Consider the following 17,680-nt stretch of genomic DNA (forward strand, 5'->3'; position numbering starts at 1 on the left):
CATACGCTTCAGTCACGTCGACTCCGCCATCCGGCATGCAGCAGGCGGCGTCGATGGGCCGCCGGCAGGGATGCCCCTGCCGCACAATCGGGCTCGGTTAAAGATGCGAATGAATATTGCATGTCTGATCACTAACACATCCGTTCTAAAAGTCGTCCGTACCGCATTCATGCAAACCGGTGCCGAGTGCACGCACTTTACGTCCGAAGTCGTTCTGTTCCGCGCCTTGCTGAGGCAAAAATTCGACCTCATCTTCATCGACCTGGACGCCGAGCCGACGCCGGACGACGCCATCGTGTCGTGGCTTAACTGCCGCTCCGGGAACGATACGCCGGTCCTCGCCATGTCGCCCGTACGCGACGCCCACATGACGGCCCTGGTGCTCAATGCCGGCGCCGACGACCTGCTGGTCAGGCCCTTCGAACCGGTCGAATTGCTGGCGCGCGCCCATGCGCTGGTGCGCCGCAGTAATCCGCGCAGCGCACGCCGCCGCATCGAACTGGCCGGTTTTTCACTCGACCGCGAAAGCGGCAAGTTCGCCTACCTCGGCACGCCGATCATGCTGACGTCGCGCGAGTTCGGCCTGGCGTGGATGTTTTTTTCCTCGCCCGGCGTGTTTATCTCGCGCGAGACGATCGGCACGTCGATCTGGAGTTCCGACAGCGAGGTGGCCGGCCGCACGATCGAGCAGCACGTCTACAAATTGCGCAAGAAGCTGCAGCTGGGCGCCGAACGCGGGGTCAGCATCCGTACGGCGTATGGCCAGGGCTACCGGCTGGAACTGTCGGGGCAGCAGGCCGCCGCCGGCGCGCCCCCCGACGACGACACGCCCGAACCGGACGTGCCGGCATAGCGTGGCTAGCGGCCGCATCCGGCGCGCACCGCCGCCCGGACGCGCGACACGCGCGAGCGCACCGTGCCCACCGGAATCTGCAATTCGCAAGCCGCCTCTTCATAGGTGGCGCCGCCATCGAGCACGGCCTCGAACGTCGCCCGGATCCCGGCGGGAAGCCTGGCCAGCATCCCGTCCACCTTGGCAGCCGTCTGGCGCCACTCCAGTTGCATGGCCGGGTCGCCATGGGTGTCGACGATCTGTTCCAGCGCCACGTCGTCGAGCGCCTCGTGGTCCTGGGCACAGTTGCGGCGCACCTGGTGCCGCGCCAGGTTCAGCGCGATGCCAAACAGCCAGGTCGACGGCTTGGACAGCCCTGAGAAGCGGTGCGCGCACCGCAGCGCCTCGATGAAGGTTTGCTGGACGACGTCCTCCGCGTCCTCGGCATTGCGCATGTAGCGCTGCACGAAACGCAGCAAATGGCGGTGATGCGTGCGGAACAGCAGGTCGATGTCGAGGACAAGCGGTCCGCCGGTGGCGCCGTCCGTGTGCAGCTGTTGGCCATTCGTATCCATCGTCATGATCTCGATCTCCAGTAATGTTGCGATGGATCAAAGATATCAGTCGATTTCGCGCAAAAAGCCGATCCGTGAGGATTGCTGAGACATTGAGAATTGTTGAGATTTGGCCTTACTGCGCGACGATGCGCAGGACGCGGTTCCCTTCGTAGAAAATCGCCTTCATCGGCGTATCGGCCGTCGCCATGCTCCTGGCGACCTTCTCCACCGCGTCGGTGAAGCCGCCCTTGATCTCGGTGCGCGCCGACACCGCGTAGTCGACCGGCAGCTCCCACACCAACTGCCAGCCCGCCGCGGCCGCCCAGCGCGTCAATGCGCCCTTCAGCGTCTTGTCGGCCGGCGTGACGTCCCAGGAATGCACGACCGCCGCAACCGGGGCCTCGCCGTCGTCGCAATCGTCGTCGTCCAGCACCTGGGGCCTGATCGGGGTCGTCGAAAACATGGCGCCGGCGGCCGGCGCGGGATCCGCGGCCCGGGCCCCGGCGCTGGCCAGGCACAGCATGGTGCCCAGCATGAGAGCGGACAGCGTGCCGCGGACGTGCGAGGGATGGGTTGCCGGATGCATGATGGACTCCTTTTCGATGGTGACGGACTCTCGATGAGTGCCGCCACGCCGCATCCGGTTCGCCCGTTTGCCGACTATTTCACCCGGCGCCGCCGGCCTGCGCCCCCTGCTCGCGCTCACGCGCCTGCGCGCGTACCTCCGCCAGGCTTTCGTTGACGATCGCGGCCTGGAGCGCCGTCAGCGGGGTGCCGACCTGGCGCACGTCGACCAGGCGGTCGGCGGTGGGCTTCAACGTCGCGGTGCGGGTGTCGGGAATCGGGTCCTCGGTCATGCCCTTGGTTTCCCGGCGCTTGAAGACGAGCGGATTCTTCCAGTTGAACTGGGAGTCCTTGTTGTTCATGTCCCCGGCCGCGACCAGGTACTTGACCGACTGGTCGCGTTCTCCCTCGAACATCTCCGCTTCGACGGCGCGCATCACCGCCGCCATCCCGTGGTGCCCCGCCGCCTCGGCGTTGTGGATGGCCGCGTCGATGCCGCGGTGGGCCCATTGCTGCTTCGATTCCAGCTTCACCGAGAAGCGGTCGGTCTTGTTTTCCATGAGGGCCCGCACGAAATTCATCAGCACTTCGCCGCACATCTTGCCGAGTTCCTTGTCGACCATCTGCTTCTTCACCTGGTCGACCGTCGTGTCGGCGAATTTTTCCACCAGGCCCGCGCGCAGGTCCTGCTTGATCGCCAGTTCGATGGCCAGGGCCGCGGCCTCGGCTTCCGGCAACGGCTCTTCCTGGATTTCGTCGCTCGGATCGCTACCGGCAAGGCGGCCCTGCAGCACCGCGATCTCGGCCTGCAACCGGGCGATTTCCTGCTGGCGCTCCGCCATCTTCGCCTGCGCCGGCCCGTCCAGCTGCGCCGACAGCTGGTCGCGGAATCCCTTGTCGACGACTTCCTGGACGCGGTTGCTGACCGACGGCAGCGCTTCGAGCAGCACTTCCATCGCCTTGTTCATGTCGCGGCTGTAATCGCCGTATTCCGACTTGTAGGCCTTCAGCTTGTCGGTACCGACCGGCTTCTTGTCCTTGTATTCGCTGCCGCCGACGTTCACCGTGAGCGTACCGGTCGCGCCGGCCTGCACCGGCACGCCGGGCAGCTTCTTGCCGGGGAATATCCCGGTTTTTTTCTTCGCCACGCCGCTGGTATGGCGGGTATTGAGACCGCAGAACACATCCGTGATCAGGGACTTCTTGACGGTATCGTAGAATTCGCGCGCCTGTTGCTGGTTGCGGGAGACCATCTTGTCTTCGCTCACCGTGAACTTCACGGTCGCGCCGGCGCCCGTCCGTGCCGGGTCGTTCTTCCCCGTGGACGCGGCGCCGGGTTTCGCCTGGTCGTACTTGATCGCCACACGGCCGGGCGTGACCGAGTTTTCGTTGCTGACGGTCGAGTACTCGCGCACCTCGTCGTCGATCGTGAAAGGCGAATCGAGCTTGTCGCACAAGGCTTCGTATGCCGAATTGTATTGCCGGTATTCCGGCTTCAGCGGATCCCAGTCGACGAGGATGTCGACGGCTTTCTTGAGCTGCGTGCGCGCTTCGTCGAGGTCGCGCAAGCCCTTGACGGGCTCGATCGAGAACTTCAGCACGACCGCCGGATCGGTGCGCAGCTTCTCTTCCCGCTTCCAGCTGTACCCGGGAAAACGCACGTCGAGGCAGGTGTTGGCGAGCGCTTTTTCCGCGTGCGCGCTCAGGATTTCCGGCGTCATCGACACGCCCAGGCCGGTGTTGATCGCTTTTTCCGACATGCGCCCCAGAGTCAGCTGCACGCAGTCGTTGTTGGCCTGCACGTTGACGATGGTGCCGGCGCTCTTCGAGCCCCCGACCGTCGCGCTCAAGCTCGCGAACGGGATCGGCAGGACGAGCGGAATGGACATCTTGAACTGTTTGGCGTTGATGGTATCGGTGCGGTCGCCCAGCGCGGTGCGGTCGATGGCGTCGTGCAGGAACGTGCGGATCTCCTCCGGACCCTGCAGCGCCTTCCCCTCGGACAGGTGCACCAGGTTGCCCAGCGTCGCCAACCGGTGCATGGCCTCGCCCCGCTCCGCTTCGGGGAGGACGCCCTTGATCGCATCCTGCAGCAGTTCCAGCGCGCCATGCCCTTCCTGCAGGTCGTGCAGCAGCGGCGCATCGGCGCGCGCCACCGCGATATCCGTTCCGGCCGCCTCGAGGATGGCCTTCTTGTCCTTGGCCTTCAGCGGATTGGACCAGATCTCGCGGCCGGAATTGAAGGTGCCTTCCGTGCCCGTCAATTTACGCTTGGCCGTGGTCAGGAGCTTCTCCGTACCGCGGTGCTTGTTCATGTAATTGCACATTGCCACGAGCACCTTGGCATTGCCCTTCTGGGCGAGGGTCGCGTCGGGCCTGGCCAGCGTGGCCTTGGCAAGTCTCTTGAAATCGACCAGCGCCTGCTTGAACTCCGTCCTGGCCTCCTCCGTCACCGCGCCGCGCCCCTTGGCGTCGAAATGCTGGTAGACCTGGTTGACCACGGTACCCGGCAACGCCATCGTCGTCCTGAAGCCTTCGAACGCCTGCACCACGTTCTGCATATTCTCCTGGCGCCACACCGCACTCTTGACCATGGCCCAGTCGCGCCGCTCGGGCGTGCCGATGGCCGGTTTCTCGCCGGTCGCCAGTTCGTTGCGCATCGAGGTCATCGCCGACAGCATGCGCGCCTTGTGCGCCGGGTCGCCGTTTGGTTCGGCCGAGAGGCGCCGGTGCTCCTGGGTGCAGCGGAAGAACGTTTGCACGTCGCGCCAGTCGACCTTGGCGGCGCCGTGCTCCGGATTGGCCGCCAGCAGCGAGCTGACGGCATCGGGCAACTGGTGCGCGCCCATCTGCCAGATCGCCACGAGATCCTGCTCCTTCTGCGAGGCCGGCTCGCCGGCCGTCAGGTGCGCGACGGTGGCGCCGATGATCTGGTGCACGTTCTCGTTGGCCAGCGACTTGTAGACCTCGATGCAGCGGGCCGGATCCCCGCCGGTGACTTTTTCCGCCATGTCGACGATGTGCATCAGCTGCATCGGCGCCAGTGCCGCGTCCTTGTGCAGCGTATCGCCCGCCGACTGGCGCAGCTTGCCGGCGAGCGCGCCGAGCACCTCCCGGGTTTCGGTACGCTGCGCCGGCGTCATCGTGGTCAGCGCCGGCAGGTGCGCGACCAGGTCGGCCATGCAGGTCTGCTGCATGGTCGCGACGCGCTCCTTCAGCGCGGGCACGGTGTCCCCGAGCAGCTTGCCGGCAATCGAAAACTTGTCGCCGAGGTCGCGCAGCTTGACCGCTTCGGCCTGCCAGTGGCGCGCTTCCGACGGCAGCGGCGGCGGTCCTGGAAGCTCGTAGGCGCGCCCGGCGGTCAGGTCGCGCACGCGGCGGCCCACCAGCGCATCGCGCACGGCCGCCCGGTTTTCGCCCAGCTCGCCCGGCGCGGAGCGGCTCTCCAGCTTGGGCTGGGCGACCTCCAGCGCGGCCACGCCCTCCAGGTACTTGGCGGGCAGCTCCAGCTGGCGGGCCAGCGCCGGCATCATCAGCGCCATGCCCTTGGCGCGCCCCTGGTCGCTCACATGATCGTTGAGGGTACGATAGCCGTGCAAAAACTTTTGCACGGACGCGCCGACCAGGTCGGTACGCGCGGTCTCGTAGGCGGCCTTCGTCGCATCGGTCGGCTCGGCCGCGAAGGCCGTCAGCGCATGGTCGGCCGTCGCCCGCACGTCGTCGATGGAGTCGGCGGCGATGTCGCGCAGCGCGACGCTGCGCTGCGCCAGCGGCGTTTGCGCCTGCTGGCGCAGCGCGGCCAGCTCGCCCTTGAGCTGGGCGACGGTGGCATGGATGGGCGAATCGGCCGGCGCCGTGTCGGCAATCGAACTGGCCACATTCAGGCGCATCTCCAGGGCGCCCACCTGGTCGGCGATGGGGTCGGTGCGCGCCACCACCGCGCGCGCCTGGTCCGGCAGGCGCGTCTGGTTGCGCTGCTCGGCGCGCGCCAGCATCGTGTCCAGGCTCTGCGAGCTGGCCGCGCCGACCTTGGCCGGCGGCAGGTCATACTTGCGCCAGTTCGCGCTGATTTTCTTCTTGTCGCCGTTGAACTTCCAGGTATTTTCCTTGCCCTTCGTCCCGAACACGTTCAGGCCGATGGTGCCGCCCAGCTTGCTGATCGTCGGCTTGTTGCTCGGCTTGACCGTCTTTGCCGCCGGCAAGCCGCCCGGCTGGGCGGCGAGGCTGGCCGTGGTGGGTGACTTAATCCTCGTCATTTATGTCTCCTGATGTGGTGCGGCCGGACGCCGGCAATGACATGGGCTGTTAGTTCCCGGCCGGCGGCACCGGGCGTTCGGCGCGCAGCACGCTCAACTGGTGCGGATGCGAGACCTCCGACACCTGCTGGCCCATCACCATGAAGTTCGGTCCGACCGCGCGCGACTGACCGGTGATTTCCAGCGAATAGAAGAAGCGTTTGTCCCAGCTCTGGTCCGATTCGAGCAGGGTGCTGATCTGCGCATTGCGCATGGCGATCTGTGCCGCCTGCTCGTCGCTCGGCTGCGCGTTCGGCGCCACCAGCGCGTCGCGCAGTTCGCGCAGCACGTTGATCTGGCGGGCCGCATCCGGGCGCAGCCAAACCCGCTCGGCGAACACCTGGTTGCCCGACGTCGCATCCCCCTCCACGCGGGCCAGGTACTGGTCGATCGGCTCGGCCGGATTGGGCGCATCGGGCGGCTGGTTGGGGTAGGCCGCGTCCCAGCTGGCGCGGCGGCTGTCGACGTAGCGCTTCATGTCCTTCATGCTGGTAAAGGTGGTGTCGCGGTAAGTCAGGGCCGGATCGATATGGCCGTCCTCCTCGGCGATGCGCCATACCGAGCCGATTTCCGACTGCAGGATCGTGGTGCTGAAGCCGACGATAGCCGCGCTCGGCAGCACCATCGAGGCGGCATGCCCGGTCTCGCCGGAAAAGTGGCCCTGCGGCGCGGGGGCGGCGACCAGCGTGGCCGCAACGCCGACCTGGCGCGAGCTCGAGCTGCCGGTATATTCGGCGCGCAGCGGTCCCGGTGTTTCCTGCCTGCGCACCCGGGACGACCAGGTCTTGGCGGCGTTGACCTGGACGTTCGGCCCCACCTTGTGGCCATGGTGCTGGAAGCGCGCGACCGCCGCAGCGCCGATCGAACTCGATACCGAGCTGCCGCGCGACTCGAGCCAGTTGAGCGACACATCGGGGTCCTTGTAGAAGGTGTGCGACAACGCATCCCACATGGCGTTGACGTCGGTCGGCAAGCCACCGCTCGGGCCGCTTGCGGTGGCGGCATCGACCACCGACAGCAGCTTGGCGCGCCACGGATCGGGATGGCCGGCCGGGGCCGGGCCGATCGGCTGGAAGCGGCAGCGCACCATCACCCCTTTCGGGCTGGAGGTGTCGACCATGAGCGGCAGCGCCTGCACCGTACCGCCGGCGAGCAGCCGCTTGCCCAGCACGGAGACGCCGGCGGTGGCGCTGGCGCCCAGGTGGCCGGAGATGCGCCGGTCGCTGCCGATGAACAGCTGCCCGTGGTTGGCCGACGAACCGCCGTTGATCATGGCCATGCGGCCGTGCGTCAGCTTGACGTCCGGGCCGGCCAGCACGAAGGGAACGAACGGGACGTGCTTGATCACCGGGAGGTTGATCAATTCCGCCGCGCTGAAGTTGACGCCGAACTGGCCGCCGTTGGTCAGCCGCACGTCGTACGTCATGCGCGGCTCGGTGATCACGCGCCTGAAGTTCTGGAGCACGGTTTGCGGCGAGGAGGTGTCGAGCGGCACTTCGCCGTCGTGCTCCAGCGTGGCCAGCTGATCGGCGCCGGCGCGCAGGGCGGCCGTATCGATGGGGGCGGCGCCATCGGTGGGGGCGGCGCCGGCGGCGACGCCCGGCTCGCATTGTTCGATCCACTGGCGCAGGGTGGCCACGTCGAGCTGCGCGCCGCCGCGCGGGCGCAGGATGGAGCGAGTACCCTTGAGCTCTTTATAGGTGGGATTGAACTTGACCTCCGTCACGCTGACGCCGGCCAGCTCGGCGGCGCGCGCGGCAATCGCCTTGCGCATGGCCGGCGTGACGGTGGTCTGGTCGCGCCAGCCCTTGTGGGCGGTGCGCGTATACCACTGTTCGAGCGTGGCGCCCTTGAGCGCAGCGCTGATGCGCTGGTCGAGCGGGGCGTCGTCGCGCGCCTGCGCCCGCTCGATCAGCACGTCGCCCAGGTCCTGGATCACCTTGGCCTTCTGGAAGTCGTCTTCCGGCTGGCGCAGGCTGGCCCCGCCGGTGCCCATGGACAGGGCCGACATGGGCGACTTGTTGAAGCCGAATGCGCGCCGCAGGGCCGCCAGCATGCCGGGGTTGCTGGCCCGGCGGGCATAGCGCGACAGCTTGAACATGCGCTCCTGGGCCCGCGCCAGCGGGGTGCCCGGACCCTCTTCCGTGAAGCCGCAGCGCCACGAGAAATAGGCGTTCTTGAGATGGCGTTCGGGTTCGGCTTCCGGGTTGGCCGCCAGCTGGTGCGCGGCCAGGAAGGCCTTGGCCGCCAGGCTGACGTTGCCCTTCATCGGCGCCGGCGGCGCCTGCGACGGCGTGCCGTGCGGCCGGTCGTGCGGTGCCAGCGCCGCCACGGCAATCTCGCGGACCTCGGCCAGGCTGGCCGGGCGCGGCGCGCCCTCGGGCAAGGCATCGATCAGGGCATTGGCGGCCGTGAAGGCCAGGCGCTGGGCGTCGTTGCGCATGGCCGCGTCGAGCGCGGTGTCGTCGGGCCGCGGGCGATCCAGCGAGCACAGGGCGTTCAGCGTCGAATGGCCAAGCGCCGTGGGAGCCAGCCGGCGCGCCAGCTCGAACGCGCCATTCTCGACCGCCAGCGGGGAGCTGGCGGCCACCAGGCCGTCCAGCGCGCGGCGCGCGGCCCCCGCGTCGTCGCCGAAGGCCTGGGACATGCGCCGCAGCACCAATTCCTGGCGCCCCGCCGCTTCGGCCGCCACATCGGCGCCGGCGTGCTCCGGCGGGGCCAGGTAGAGGCGCAGGTCGGCCGCGATCAGGGACGGCATCACATGGCTGTCGCCCACGCCTGTGTAATTGAACAGGCCTGCCGCCACCGCCTCGGTGCCGCCCGGTGCGACGATGGGCGTGTCCGGCGCCACCCGCGCCACGGCGGCCTTGGGCGCGCCGCCGACGGTCCGGGCGACATTGCGCCCGTGCCGCAGGGCGGCCGCCTGGGTGGTGGCGTGCGGGTCCGGCTTGTGCGCTTCCTCCGGCCCAAGGCCGAGCTTGGCGCGCGCGGTCATGGGACGCGCCTTGGTTACGCTGCCGAGCACGGAGCTCGACGTGGTCACCGGGCGCGGGGCGAGCGCGCGCTTCATGGACGCGATCCAGCCGTCGTTGCGGCGGCTGAGCGAAGGCCGCACCGGCTCGGGCCGCGCGGGCTGCGCCGGCGTGTCGTTCGGCTGGGTGATCTCATGAAGGTCGGACGAGCTGGCGCCGGAAAGTCTGGTCGGGGATGGCATAAGCGTCTCTACGAAAGTGGGTAGCGCGTGCACAAGGCAGGTTTGCCGAGGCAGGCCGAGTATGGGTCGGCGCCGCGCGCCGGCGGCGGCCTCGAAGCGAACTGCCGTGTCTGCAGGCGAAGCGCCGCGCGCGCCCGGCCGGCGCTTCGCTGGGGGTGGCTCCGCTTCGCTGGCGGCGCCATGGGCGTGATAGCGCCTGATTAAGCTTTCCCGACGCTCCGCGCAGTTGTGTGGGGCACCAATCATATTTACTATAGGAAACCATATGACTCGCGTTGACCAAGCACACTCACATGCAGCCCTGACGACACCGGACTCGGCAGAGCACCAGGCTTCCACCTCGCGTCCGCCGCGTGCCTCGCGCAGCGCGGGCGGCTCGCCGCTGGCCTCGCCTGGCGGCCCAAGCACTTCGGCGCCGAAATCGTCCGCCGGCGGCGGCAACCGGATCAGGGTCGCCACGACCCGCATCTTCGACGACCTCAGCGCATCGGTGAAAGTGGCCGACGTGCATGTGCCGGCCGGCGGCGCGCACGCCGGCTCCCCGCGCAAGACCGGCGAGCTGGTCGGCGCCCTGACCACCACGCTCGAGAAGATGAAGCAAGGCGACGCGGCGGAGCGCCTGCCCGGCGCGCTGGCCGACAAGCTGACGACCGGCCACTGGATGTCGGATTCGCACTTCCACCCCACCAACTACACGCAGCAAGGCATGGTGCCGCGCGAAATGCTCAAGATGATGGACCAGGTGGGTATCCACCGCTCGGTGATGGCGCCGATTCCGACCGACGTCATGCCGTGCGGTTCGCACGGCGATCACAACCATATCCCGCCCGAGCCGTACTACGTGCCGACGCAGTTTGCCAACATCAAGCCGGACGAATTGACGGCCGAGGTCGAGCAGACCATCAAGGGCAGCTCGCACCTGATGCTGAACCAGCAGGTCGACGCGGACACCGCCCTGTTCATGAATATTTCCAAGCTGAGCGAGGCCGAGCGCGACCGGCTCGATCCGATGGTCACCGGCCTGCACCTGGGTTCCCCGTTGAGCCCCCAGGCGCTGCTGTTCAAGCTGGCCACGCACCCGGGCATGTTCACCGGCGTGGGCGAGGTGACGATTCACAAGGAACTGGTGGAGAGCCAGTACGAAGGCGCGCGCCAGGCCAACCTGACCGACAACGTGCAATCGTTCAAGAATCTGGTGGCCACGGCCGGCGTGGTCGGCATGCCGGTGGTGCTGCACTGCGACGTCGACTCGACCGCCAACCAGCGCGCCAACGGCCGTGCCCAGCCCGAGCACCTGGACGACCTGAAACAGCTGTTCGCCTCGCCCGAAACGCGCGATACGACCATCATCTGGGCGCACTGCGGCGGGGTCGGACGCTTCGTCCAGAAGCCGGCCGACCACGCCAACAACCTGCGCTCGATCCTGTCGAATCCGGACATGAAGCACATCAACATCGACATCTCGTGGTCGCGCGTGGCGCGCCAGATCGTGCTCAAGACGGACGCCGACGGAAAGGAAGTGCCGGATCATGAATCGATCGAGGCCTGGTCGCAGCTGATCAACGATCATCCCGACCGCTTCCTGTTCGGCTCGGACGCCCTCAATCCGCAGGAAAAGGCGACCTGGGAAGAGACCGGGGTTCTGTACAAGCCCCTGCTGGACAAGTTGACGCCCGAAGCGCGGATCGCCGTCAAGACCGGGAACTACGAGCGCCTGCTGGTCGATGCGCGTCCGAAAGTGCGCGCGTTCGAGCAGCATGTGCTCACGCCGGAGTTCGTCGAGCAGCGCCTGCGCGCGTCGGGCGACACCCGCGTCAATGCCGGGCCCCACATCGATCCGGCCGCCTTGCGCGCGGCGCGCGATGCGGCTTTCGCCAGCGCGGGCGTGGATGTGAACGGGAAAACGCTTGCCGCCGCGAAGCCCGCGTCGGCGCGCCCGAAAGAGACGCCGGCCCAGGTCAAGGCGCACCTCGAGAAGATCAAGGCCCAGCAGGATGCACGGGTGGCGGCGCTGACCGCCTCGGACAAGAAGTCCGGGCCGAGCCGCTTGCGCCGCCTGTTCAAGGCCAGCTGAGGACGCATGACAACATGAGGAACGACGCGATGCAGCTTCCAGCAACACCCACGCCGGCCAAGCGCATCTGCCTGCTCGGCGACAACGGACTTCTCGTGCGCGACACCGCACTGCAGTTGCGCACGGCAGGCTTCGAGGTGGCGGTCGCGACGCAGCTCGACCAGCTCGCCACGCAGGAAGGCCTGGGCTGCATCGTCGTCGATCCTGCCAGCCACGGCAGCCGCTTCTCCGATCCGGCCTGCGCCGGCGCCATCCGTGCCCGGTGCGCGGTGCCGGTGCCGATCCTGTGGCTGGCCCCCCTCGACAAATTCGAGGTGCGCCTCGCGGCCGCCCGGGCCGGGGTGGATGGCTTCCTGGCCAGGCCGCTGGACATCGACGAGCTCAAGGCACGCATCGAGACGCTGGCCCAGCGCCGGAACCCGGCGCCCTGCCGGGTGCTGGTCGCCGCCAGCGGCGCCGCCCGCCAGGACGGGATCGAGCAGGCCCTGGCGCAGGGCGGGATGGAAGCCCTGCGCCTGCACAAGCCGCTCGACCTGCTCGCCACCCTGAGCCGGCACCATCCGGACGCCATCGTGATCGACGTGGACACGCCCGCCTGCGACGGGATCGACCTGACCAGGCTGATCCGGCAGGATCCGGCCTTCCTCGATTTGCCCGTGCTGGTGCTGTCGGCGCGCCAGGACCCCGCGACGCAGCGGCGCGCCGTGGCGGCCGGCGTGGACGATTTCCTGGCGCCGCCGGGCACGCCGGCGGACCTGGCGCGCGCGGTCACGATGCGCGTCGAGCGCTCGCGCGCGCTGCGCAGCCTGATCATGCGCGACGGCATGACCGGACTGTACAACCACGTCTCGATCAAGGAACAGCTGCTGCGCGAAATGGCGCGCAGCAAGCGCGACGGCAGTCCGCTGGCGCTGGCCATGGTCGACCTGGATTACTTCAAGAAGATCAACGATACCCACGGCCACCAGGTCGGCGACCAGGTCATCCGCGCCATCGCCCACATGCTGCAGCAGCGCCTGCGCCACGGCGACCTGATCGGCCGCTACGGCGGCGAGGAGTTCGCCGTGGTCATGCCGGGAACGGACGCGGCGGCGGCGGGCGGCGTGCTCGACGACATCCGCGAACTGTTCGGCACGTTGCGCCACAAGGCCGACGAGACGGTGTTCCACGCCACCTTTTCCGCCGGCGTGGCCGACCTGGAAGACGCCGGCGGCGGCGCCGACCCCGCCGACCTGTTCCGCCTGGCCGACGAAGCCTTGTACGAGGCCAAGCGGGCGGGCCGCAACCGCGTCGCGCTGGCGCATGCCGGGGCCGGCCGCGGCTAGCGCATACGGCCCAGCATGTCGTGCAGCTCGAGCCGATTGTAGGCCGCGCGCATGGCGTCCCGGGCCGCGATGATCTTTTGCGCCACCAGCTGGGCCAGCACGTCGTTCAGGCTGCGCGACATGGTGTCTTCCCTGCGCCGCAGGACGTCCTCGATCTGGTGCACCTTGCCCGGATCGGCAATGTAGCGCGCCAGCTGCTGGTTGTGATTGAACAGGATTTCATGGGCCAGGACCAGGGCATCGCCCCGCTCGTTCGGCACCAGGCTCTGGAAGATCACGCCGACCAGCGACCGGGCCAGGCCGGCCGCGCGCCGGTCGCGCTGATCGGCCGGGAAAAAGTCCAGCAGCCGGGCAAGCGCGCCGACCGCGCTGGTGGTATGCATCGTCGCCAGCACCAGATGCCCCGCGTCGCCCGCGTACAGGACCGTGTCGGCGGTATCGAAGTCGCGGATTTCCCCGACCATGAGCACGTCCGGATTCTGGCGCAACGCTTCGCGCAGGCCGGAAGAAAAGGTCGCCGTGTCGGTCGGCACTTCTTTTTGCGAAATGATCGACTGCTTGCGCTGCAGCCGGTACTCGATCGGTTCTTCGATCGTGACGATATGGGCGCTGCGCGTGGCGTTGATATGGTCCAGCATCGAGGCGATCGTCGTCGTCTTGCCCGAGCCGGTAGGGCCGGTGACCACGATGACGCCGCGCGTCGCCTCGAGCATCGTCCAGGCGTATTGCGGCAGCCCGATTTGCGCCAGCGGAATCGGCCGCGCCGGCAGGCACCGGATCGACACCGTGACCATGGCGCCGCCGGACGACCGGTACACGTGGCAGCGCAGCCGGTAGTCGGGCAGCGCGAACGGCCGGTCGATGGCGCGGTCGACGATCTTGAGTTCCCAGTCCTTGTCGATCGCGCCGAGCACCGGCGCCATGTCCGCGAGCGTGACGGGCGCGGCGCCGGCCTGGCGCCAGCCGCGCGGCGTCTTGATCATCAAGGGCAGATCCTGTTCCAGATGGATATCCGAAATACCCTGGCCGGAATTTACCAGGGACACCAATTCATCCAGCAGGTCGCGGACATGATTAAACTCGTGGGACATGATCTCTCGACGATACGCGAAGCGGCTCGCAGCACGGCGTGGCGTGGCGCCACGCCGGCGAGGCGCTAGGCAAGGTACATGGGGCGGTACATGGCAGCGATGACCTCTGCCGAGTGACCATAGTTCCAGCGCAATTCGGTGCCCGCCTCGACATCCTCCGTGGCGAACATCGCGCCGATCGAAAAGCGCCGGCCGCATGCGGAAATGACGTGGAAACGCACCGCTTTCATGTTGTAGCCCTCCCCGGCCTGCGCCACCGGCAGGCCGTCCGCGTCATAGGCGAGCCGGGTATTGGCCATCGCCAGGATGTTCTCGCCGTCGACGAAGGCGAAGTCCGCGCCCGACACGGCCGACAGGATGAAGGCGTCGTCGGCGCACGTGAAGTACATCGCCGGCGTCAGCAGCTGGCCGCCGTACACTCCCAGGCATTCGCCGCTGCGCAATGTCCGCGCGGCGAATACGCCCAACTGCCCGGCCAGCACGTGTTCGCGCGGATCGGGCAGGTCGGCGCGGGTGATGGCGCGGCACACCAGCCGGTCGTGGTAGGCGGCGCCCAGCGTCGCCTCGTCGGCTGCGGGATCGACGAACGGCAGTACCGCCTCGCGGCGCGGATCGTCGCACGCCCCGAACCGCTCCGGCCGGTCCGTCACGGCGACGATATGGATCGGGTTCTGCGCCGCGTCGCGAAACGGGTAGCGCGCGTCGAGCAGCGGCGAATACGGCAGCCGCGCGATCGGGCGGCGCCGCTTGAAGCGCTCGAACATGTCGGTCAGGTAGCCAAGGGCTTGCGCCTCGGCCCGGGCGTCGCCGGCCAGCGTGTCGACGATGCGCGCCTTGAGCGCCGGCACGCTGTCGAAGATCGCGTCGTGGGCCGCCGTGCCGGGCAGGCGTTCGGCCTGGGCCAGGCAGGTGTCGATCGTCTCGATGATGGATTGCACGCGGGGGTCGGTCGATACGGTCATGGGAATCTCGCTTTGTCGGGTGAGCCAAGCTGAGTCGGCAGTCCCGCCACGATAACGCCGCCGGCGCGCGGCCCGCCGCGCCGATGCGAAGCGCGGCGCCGGGAATGCGAAATGCCGCGCCGCTCAGGCCAGGCGCTTGCCGTCCGCGTCCACGCCCGCGCCGGCATACGCCGCATCGCGCATGGCGCGCAGGACGACGGGGTCGAAGCGTGCGCCATAGTTGCTGCAGCCGTCTTCCCAGGCACGCAGGTCCCGTTCCACGAATGCCGGCGTGAGCACATGCTGCGCGAACGCCCGCATCCGCGGCCGCGCGTCGAGGACCAGGCGCGCATAGTTGTCCGTCGTGATGGCGCGGCGGGATTCGGGCGTCAACGTCTCCAGCAACGGCTGGTACAGCGCGCCGATCGTCTTCCACGCCGCCGCCCTGTCGCGCGCTTCGAGCGCCTCCGAGCCGAACAGGAAGCGGTCCGGATGGTCGTCGATCAGGCGCGCCCACGCCTGCAGCGCCCGCGCGTCCGCGCCGGTGCGCGGCAGGATCTCGCGCGCCATCCGCGGCCATGACAGGTCGATGTGGATGTGCGGCATTGCCGCATCCTCCAGGATCGAACACAGGTAATCCGCGTGATCGGCCGCCTTGCGGACGACGCGTCCGACGCCGCCGCAGTGCGCCCAGAGCATGGTCGTGTCGCGCGTTTCGGGCAGGGCGAACAACGCCTCGACCCGGCCCGGGTGGGCGGACGGCACGGGATCGGCGTCGCAGTACAGCACCACCGGCATGCCGATCACGCCTGCGGTGGCGACCAGGTTGCGCAGCGCCGCTGCCTTGCGGGTCAGCCCGGCGGCATGCGTGCCGGTCTCGATGCGGGGGTGCGCGGCCAGCTTGAACAACAGCGCCTGCGTGCTCGACGGCGCGCCCCGGAGCCGGTAGGTGAACGTCGGATCGAGGCCGTCGTGTCCGGCGCGGCACAGCCTCGATACGGTGACGAACAATGCGACGCCCGCGTCGTCCTGCGCGCCGGCGGCGGATTCCGGGCGTTCGGGCCCGCCGTCCGGCGCGCCGCGTTCCACGAATTGGCCGGCCAGCGCGGTCCTGGGCCGGCTGCCGCCATGGCCGGACGACCTGGACGCCAGTGCGTCCGGCGCGCCCGGTGTCGCCAGCGCCGCGTCGCCCTTGCTGCGCGAGGCGCGGGCCGGGCGGGAGCTCGCGACCACGGCGGCTGCCGAGTCGAGTGCCGGCGGCGTGGGATACGAGCCGGCGCCGTGTATGCGTGTCATACGGATTCCTTGAAAGCGAATGGTTGATGCGGGTCGACATGACCTGGCGGAGCGGCGATCTTAAGGATTCGCCGCTGCGCGGGCGCCGTGCCGCGCGAAGCACGGCCCGTCCGGGCGAAGCGCGGGCCGGATTTCGGCACCGTACGCACGTCTTCGCATCCCGCCCCGTCCGGGAACGGCCGCTGTCTTACGCTGCCTGCCAGGAGGATCGCGTGCGCGATTCTGCGCGGCCAAAACGGGTACAAGCAGCCATCCCCCGTTGCGCGTACTCCTATCCATCAACCAGCACCATCCCACAACCAACGCGCGTCCGCGCATCGAGGAGCAAAGCATGAGCAGTATTTTTACGAAAATGAAGCACGCGTTCGAGCATTTCGGCCACGATATCGAGAAGGCCGCCGGTTCGGTCGCCCACGGCGTCGCAAGCGTCGCGAAGAAACTGGCGCACGACGTCATGAACGTGTTGAAGGACGCCCTCGACCTGACCGAAGCACTGGCGCAGGGTAATATGAAGGAGGCGATGAAGGATCTGGCCAAGCTCGGCTCGGACCTCGAAAAGACGGCGGCCGACGCCGCCACGGGAACCACCGAGGTCGCGCTCGATTCGCTCAAGGGCCTCCACCTGGGCAAGGGCTTCGACAACCTCGTCGGGGACGTCCAAAAGGGCCTGGAGACCGTCAAGGATGCGGTCAACAAGGGCACCGATGCGGGCCTGAAGGACCTGGTCAATTCTGCCGAGGGCATCGTCGAACACTCGCTCAACGCCGTCAAGGACCTGGCCCACGGCGACCTGAAGGGGATGGCGGGCGAACTCGCCAACGTCGGCCAGGACGCGCTCAACCTGGCGGCCGACCTGACACCGGAAGGCATGGGCAGCACGATCGCGGCCTCGACCTTGTCGGCCCTGCACGTCGGCAACGACAAGATCAATGGCATGGTTGCCGGCCTGATGCATGGCAGTGTCGGCAAGGTGGTCAAATCGGCGGTGGAAACCGGCGTGAACGTGGGCGTCGACGCGGGCACGAAGGCGGTGAACAACGGCGGCGCCGACGTGGTCATGGGCGGCGCCATGCTGCTGTCGATGGCCCCCGGCGGTATTCCGGGCCGGCGCGGCCGGAAAGGCGGCCACAGCTCCACGACCAGCCACGTGTCGACGGATCCGGCCAGCTCGCACAAGGGCGGGCACACGGACGGCAAGCAAGCGGAGAAGGGCAAGCAAGCGGAGAAGGACAAGAAAGACGGGAAGGACAAGAAAGACGGCAAGGACAACGGCAACGGCAACGCGCCGAAAGTCTTCGTCCCGCCGGCGGACAGCGACGCTTTCACGCGCGGCACCAAACAGATGTAAAAAGCAAACGGCCCGCGCCTGGCGGGGCGGGCCGTTTCCCGGCATGCTTGCGATGATTGCGATGATTGCGATGCACATGAAAACGGCGCCCAGGTCAACAGGGCGCCGTTTTTATTCCGCGGTGTTTTCTCGCCGCGCCACGG

11 protein-coding genes are annotated in these 17,680 nt (G+C 68.2%); 4 read left to right on the plus strand and 7 right to left on the minus strand.

The genetic code is table 11. The features are described from left to right. Positions 1-169 precede the first annotated feature (169 nt). Positions 170-853 carry a response regulator transcription factor gene (locus ISF28_RS11645; protein WP_229519022.1) on the plus strand — a complete coding sequence of 228 codons (684 nt, stop codon included), beginning with the start codon at positions 170-172 and terminating at the stop codon, positions 851-853. 5 nt (positions 854-858) lie between these two features. Here the strand turns inward: ISF28_RS11645 and ISF28_RS11650 are convergent, their stop codons facing one another. From ISF28_RS11650 to ISF28_RS11665, 4 genes are all read right to left on the minus strand, one after another. Then, positions 859-1,413, minus strand: coding sequence for an RNA polymerase sigma factor (locus tag ISF28_RS11650; RefSeq protein WP_229519023.1), 555 nt, complete (start codon positions 1,411-1,413; stop codon positions 859-861). Between the two features lie 109 nt (positions 1,414-1,522). After that, the gene (locus ISF28_RS11655) at positions 1,523-1,975 is read right to left on the minus strand and encodes a toxin co-regulated pilus biosynthesis Q family protein (protein WP_229519024.1); all 453 of its coding nucleotides are present in this window, start codon (positions 1,973-1,975) and stop codon (positions 1,523-1,525) included. A gap of 79 nt (positions 1,976-2,054) precedes the next feature. Then, positions 2,055-6,209, minus strand: a complete 4,155-nt coding sequence (locus ISF28_RS11660; protein ID WP_198117350.1) for a hypothetical protein — start codon at positions 6,207-6,209, stop codon at positions 2,055-2,057. A gap of 49 nt (positions 6,210-6,258) precedes the next feature. Beyond that, positions 6,259-9,462, minus strand: coding sequence for a hypothetical protein (locus tag ISF28_RS11665; RefSeq protein ID WP_198117351.1), 3,204 nt, complete (start codon positions 9,460-9,462; stop codon positions 6,259-6,261). A 265-nt stretch (positions 9,463-9,727) separates the two neighbouring features. Between ISF28_RS11665 and ISF28_RS11670 the strand changes: the two genes are divergently transcribed. Together ISF28_RS11670 and ISF28_RS11675 are read left to right on the plus strand one after the other, a co-directional pair. Next, positions 9,728-11,536: an amidohydrolase family protein gene (locus tag ISF28_RS11670; protein ID WP_198117352.1), complete on the plus strand. Its 1,809-nt coding sequence runs from the start codon at positions 9,728-9,730 to the stop codon at positions 11,534-11,536. 29 nt (positions 11,537-11,565) lie between these two features. After that, a complete protein-coding gene (locus tag ISF28_RS11675; RefSeq protein WP_198117353.1) occupies positions 11,566-12,861 on the plus strand; it encodes a diguanylate cyclase in 1,296 nt (431 codons plus the stop codon). Here ISF28_RS11675 and ISF28_RS11680 read toward each other — a convergent pair. The 3 genes from ISF28_RS11680 to ISF28_RS11690 form a co-directional block, all read right to left on the minus strand. Then, on the minus strand, positions 12,858-13,952 hold the full coding sequence (locus tag ISF28_RS11680; RefSeq protein WP_198117354.1) for a type IV pilus twitching motility protein PilT: 1,095 nt from the start codon (positions 13,950-13,952) through the stop codon (positions 12,858-12,860). The two genes, ISF28_RS11675 and ISF28_RS11680, sit on opposite strands and share 4 nt — an antisense overlap. 65 nt (positions 13,953-14,017) lie before the next feature. Then, on the minus strand, positions 14,018-14,914 hold the full coding sequence (locus ISF28_RS11685) for an SET domain-containing protein (protein ID WP_198117355.1): 897 nt from the start codon (positions 14,912-14,914) through the stop codon (positions 14,018-14,020). A gap of 123 nt (positions 14,915-15,037) precedes the next feature. Then, positions 15,038-16,189 carry a hypothetical protein gene (locus ISF28_RS11690; protein WP_198117356.1) on the minus strand — a complete coding sequence of 384 codons (1,152 nt, stop codon included), beginning with the start codon at positions 16,187-16,189 and terminating at the stop codon, positions 15,038-15,040. Between the two features lie 331 nt (positions 16,190-16,520). On the opposite strand from ISF28_RS11690, the gene ISF28_RS11695 reads away from it, so the two are divergent. Then, positions 16,521-17,537 carry a hypothetical protein gene (locus tag ISF28_RS11695; protein ID WP_198117357.1) on the plus strand — a complete coding sequence of 339 codons (1,017 nt, stop codon included), beginning with the start codon at positions 16,521-16,523 and terminating at the stop codon, positions 17,535-17,537. The last annotated feature ends 143 nt before the right edge of the window (positions 17,538-17,680 follow it).

The organism is Massilia rhizosphaerae (assembly GCF_016093545.1).
Lineage (GTDB): Bacteria > Pseudomonadota > Gammaproteobacteria > Burkholderiales > Burkholderiaceae_D > Telluria > Telluria rhizosphaerae.

Bases quoted from the DNA above. Each gene is read 5' to 3' on its own strand.
- ISF28_RS11645 (WP_229519022.1), top strand. From the start codon at position 170: ATGCAAACCGGTGCCGAGTGCACGCACTTTACGTCCGAAGTCGTTCTG.
- ISF28_RS11650 (WP_229519023.1), bottom strand. From the start codon at position 1,413: ATGACGATGGATACGAATGGCCAACAGCTGCACACGGACGGCGCCACC.
- ISF28_RS11655 (WP_229519024.1), bottom strand. From the start codon at position 1,975: ATGCATCCGGCAACCCATCCCTCGCACGTCCGCGGCACGCTGTCCGCT.
- ISF28_RS11660 (WP_198117350.1), bottom strand. From the start codon at position 6,209: ATGACGAGGATTAAGTCACCCACCACGGCCAGCCTCGCCGCCCAGCCG.
- ISF28_RS11665 (WP_198117351.1), bottom strand. From the start codon at position 9,462: ATGCCATCCCCGACCAGACTTTCCGGCGCCAGCTCGTCCGACCTTCAT.
- ISF28_RS11670 (WP_198117352.1), top strand. From the start codon at position 9,728: ATGACTCGCGTTGACCAAGCACACTCACATGCAGCCCTGACGACACCG.
- ISF28_RS11675 (WP_198117353.1), top strand. From the start codon at position 11,566: ATGCAGCTTCCAGCAACACCCACGCCGGCCAAGCGCATCTGCCTGCTC.
- ISF28_RS11680 (WP_198117354.1), bottom strand. From the start codon at position 13,952: ATGTCCCACGAGTTTAATCATGTCCGCGACCTGCTGGATGAATTGGTG.
- ISF28_RS11685 (WP_198117355.1), bottom strand. From the start codon at position 14,914: ATGACCGTATCGACCGACCCCCGCGTGCAATCCATCATCGAGACGATC.
- ISF28_RS11690 (WP_198117356.1), bottom strand. From the start codon at position 16,189: ATGACACGCATACACGGCGCCGGCTCGTATCCCACGCCGCCGGCACTC.
- ISF28_RS11695 (WP_198117357.1), top strand. From the start codon at position 16,521: ATGAGCAGTATTTTTACGAAAATGAAGCACGCGTTCGAGCATTTCGGC.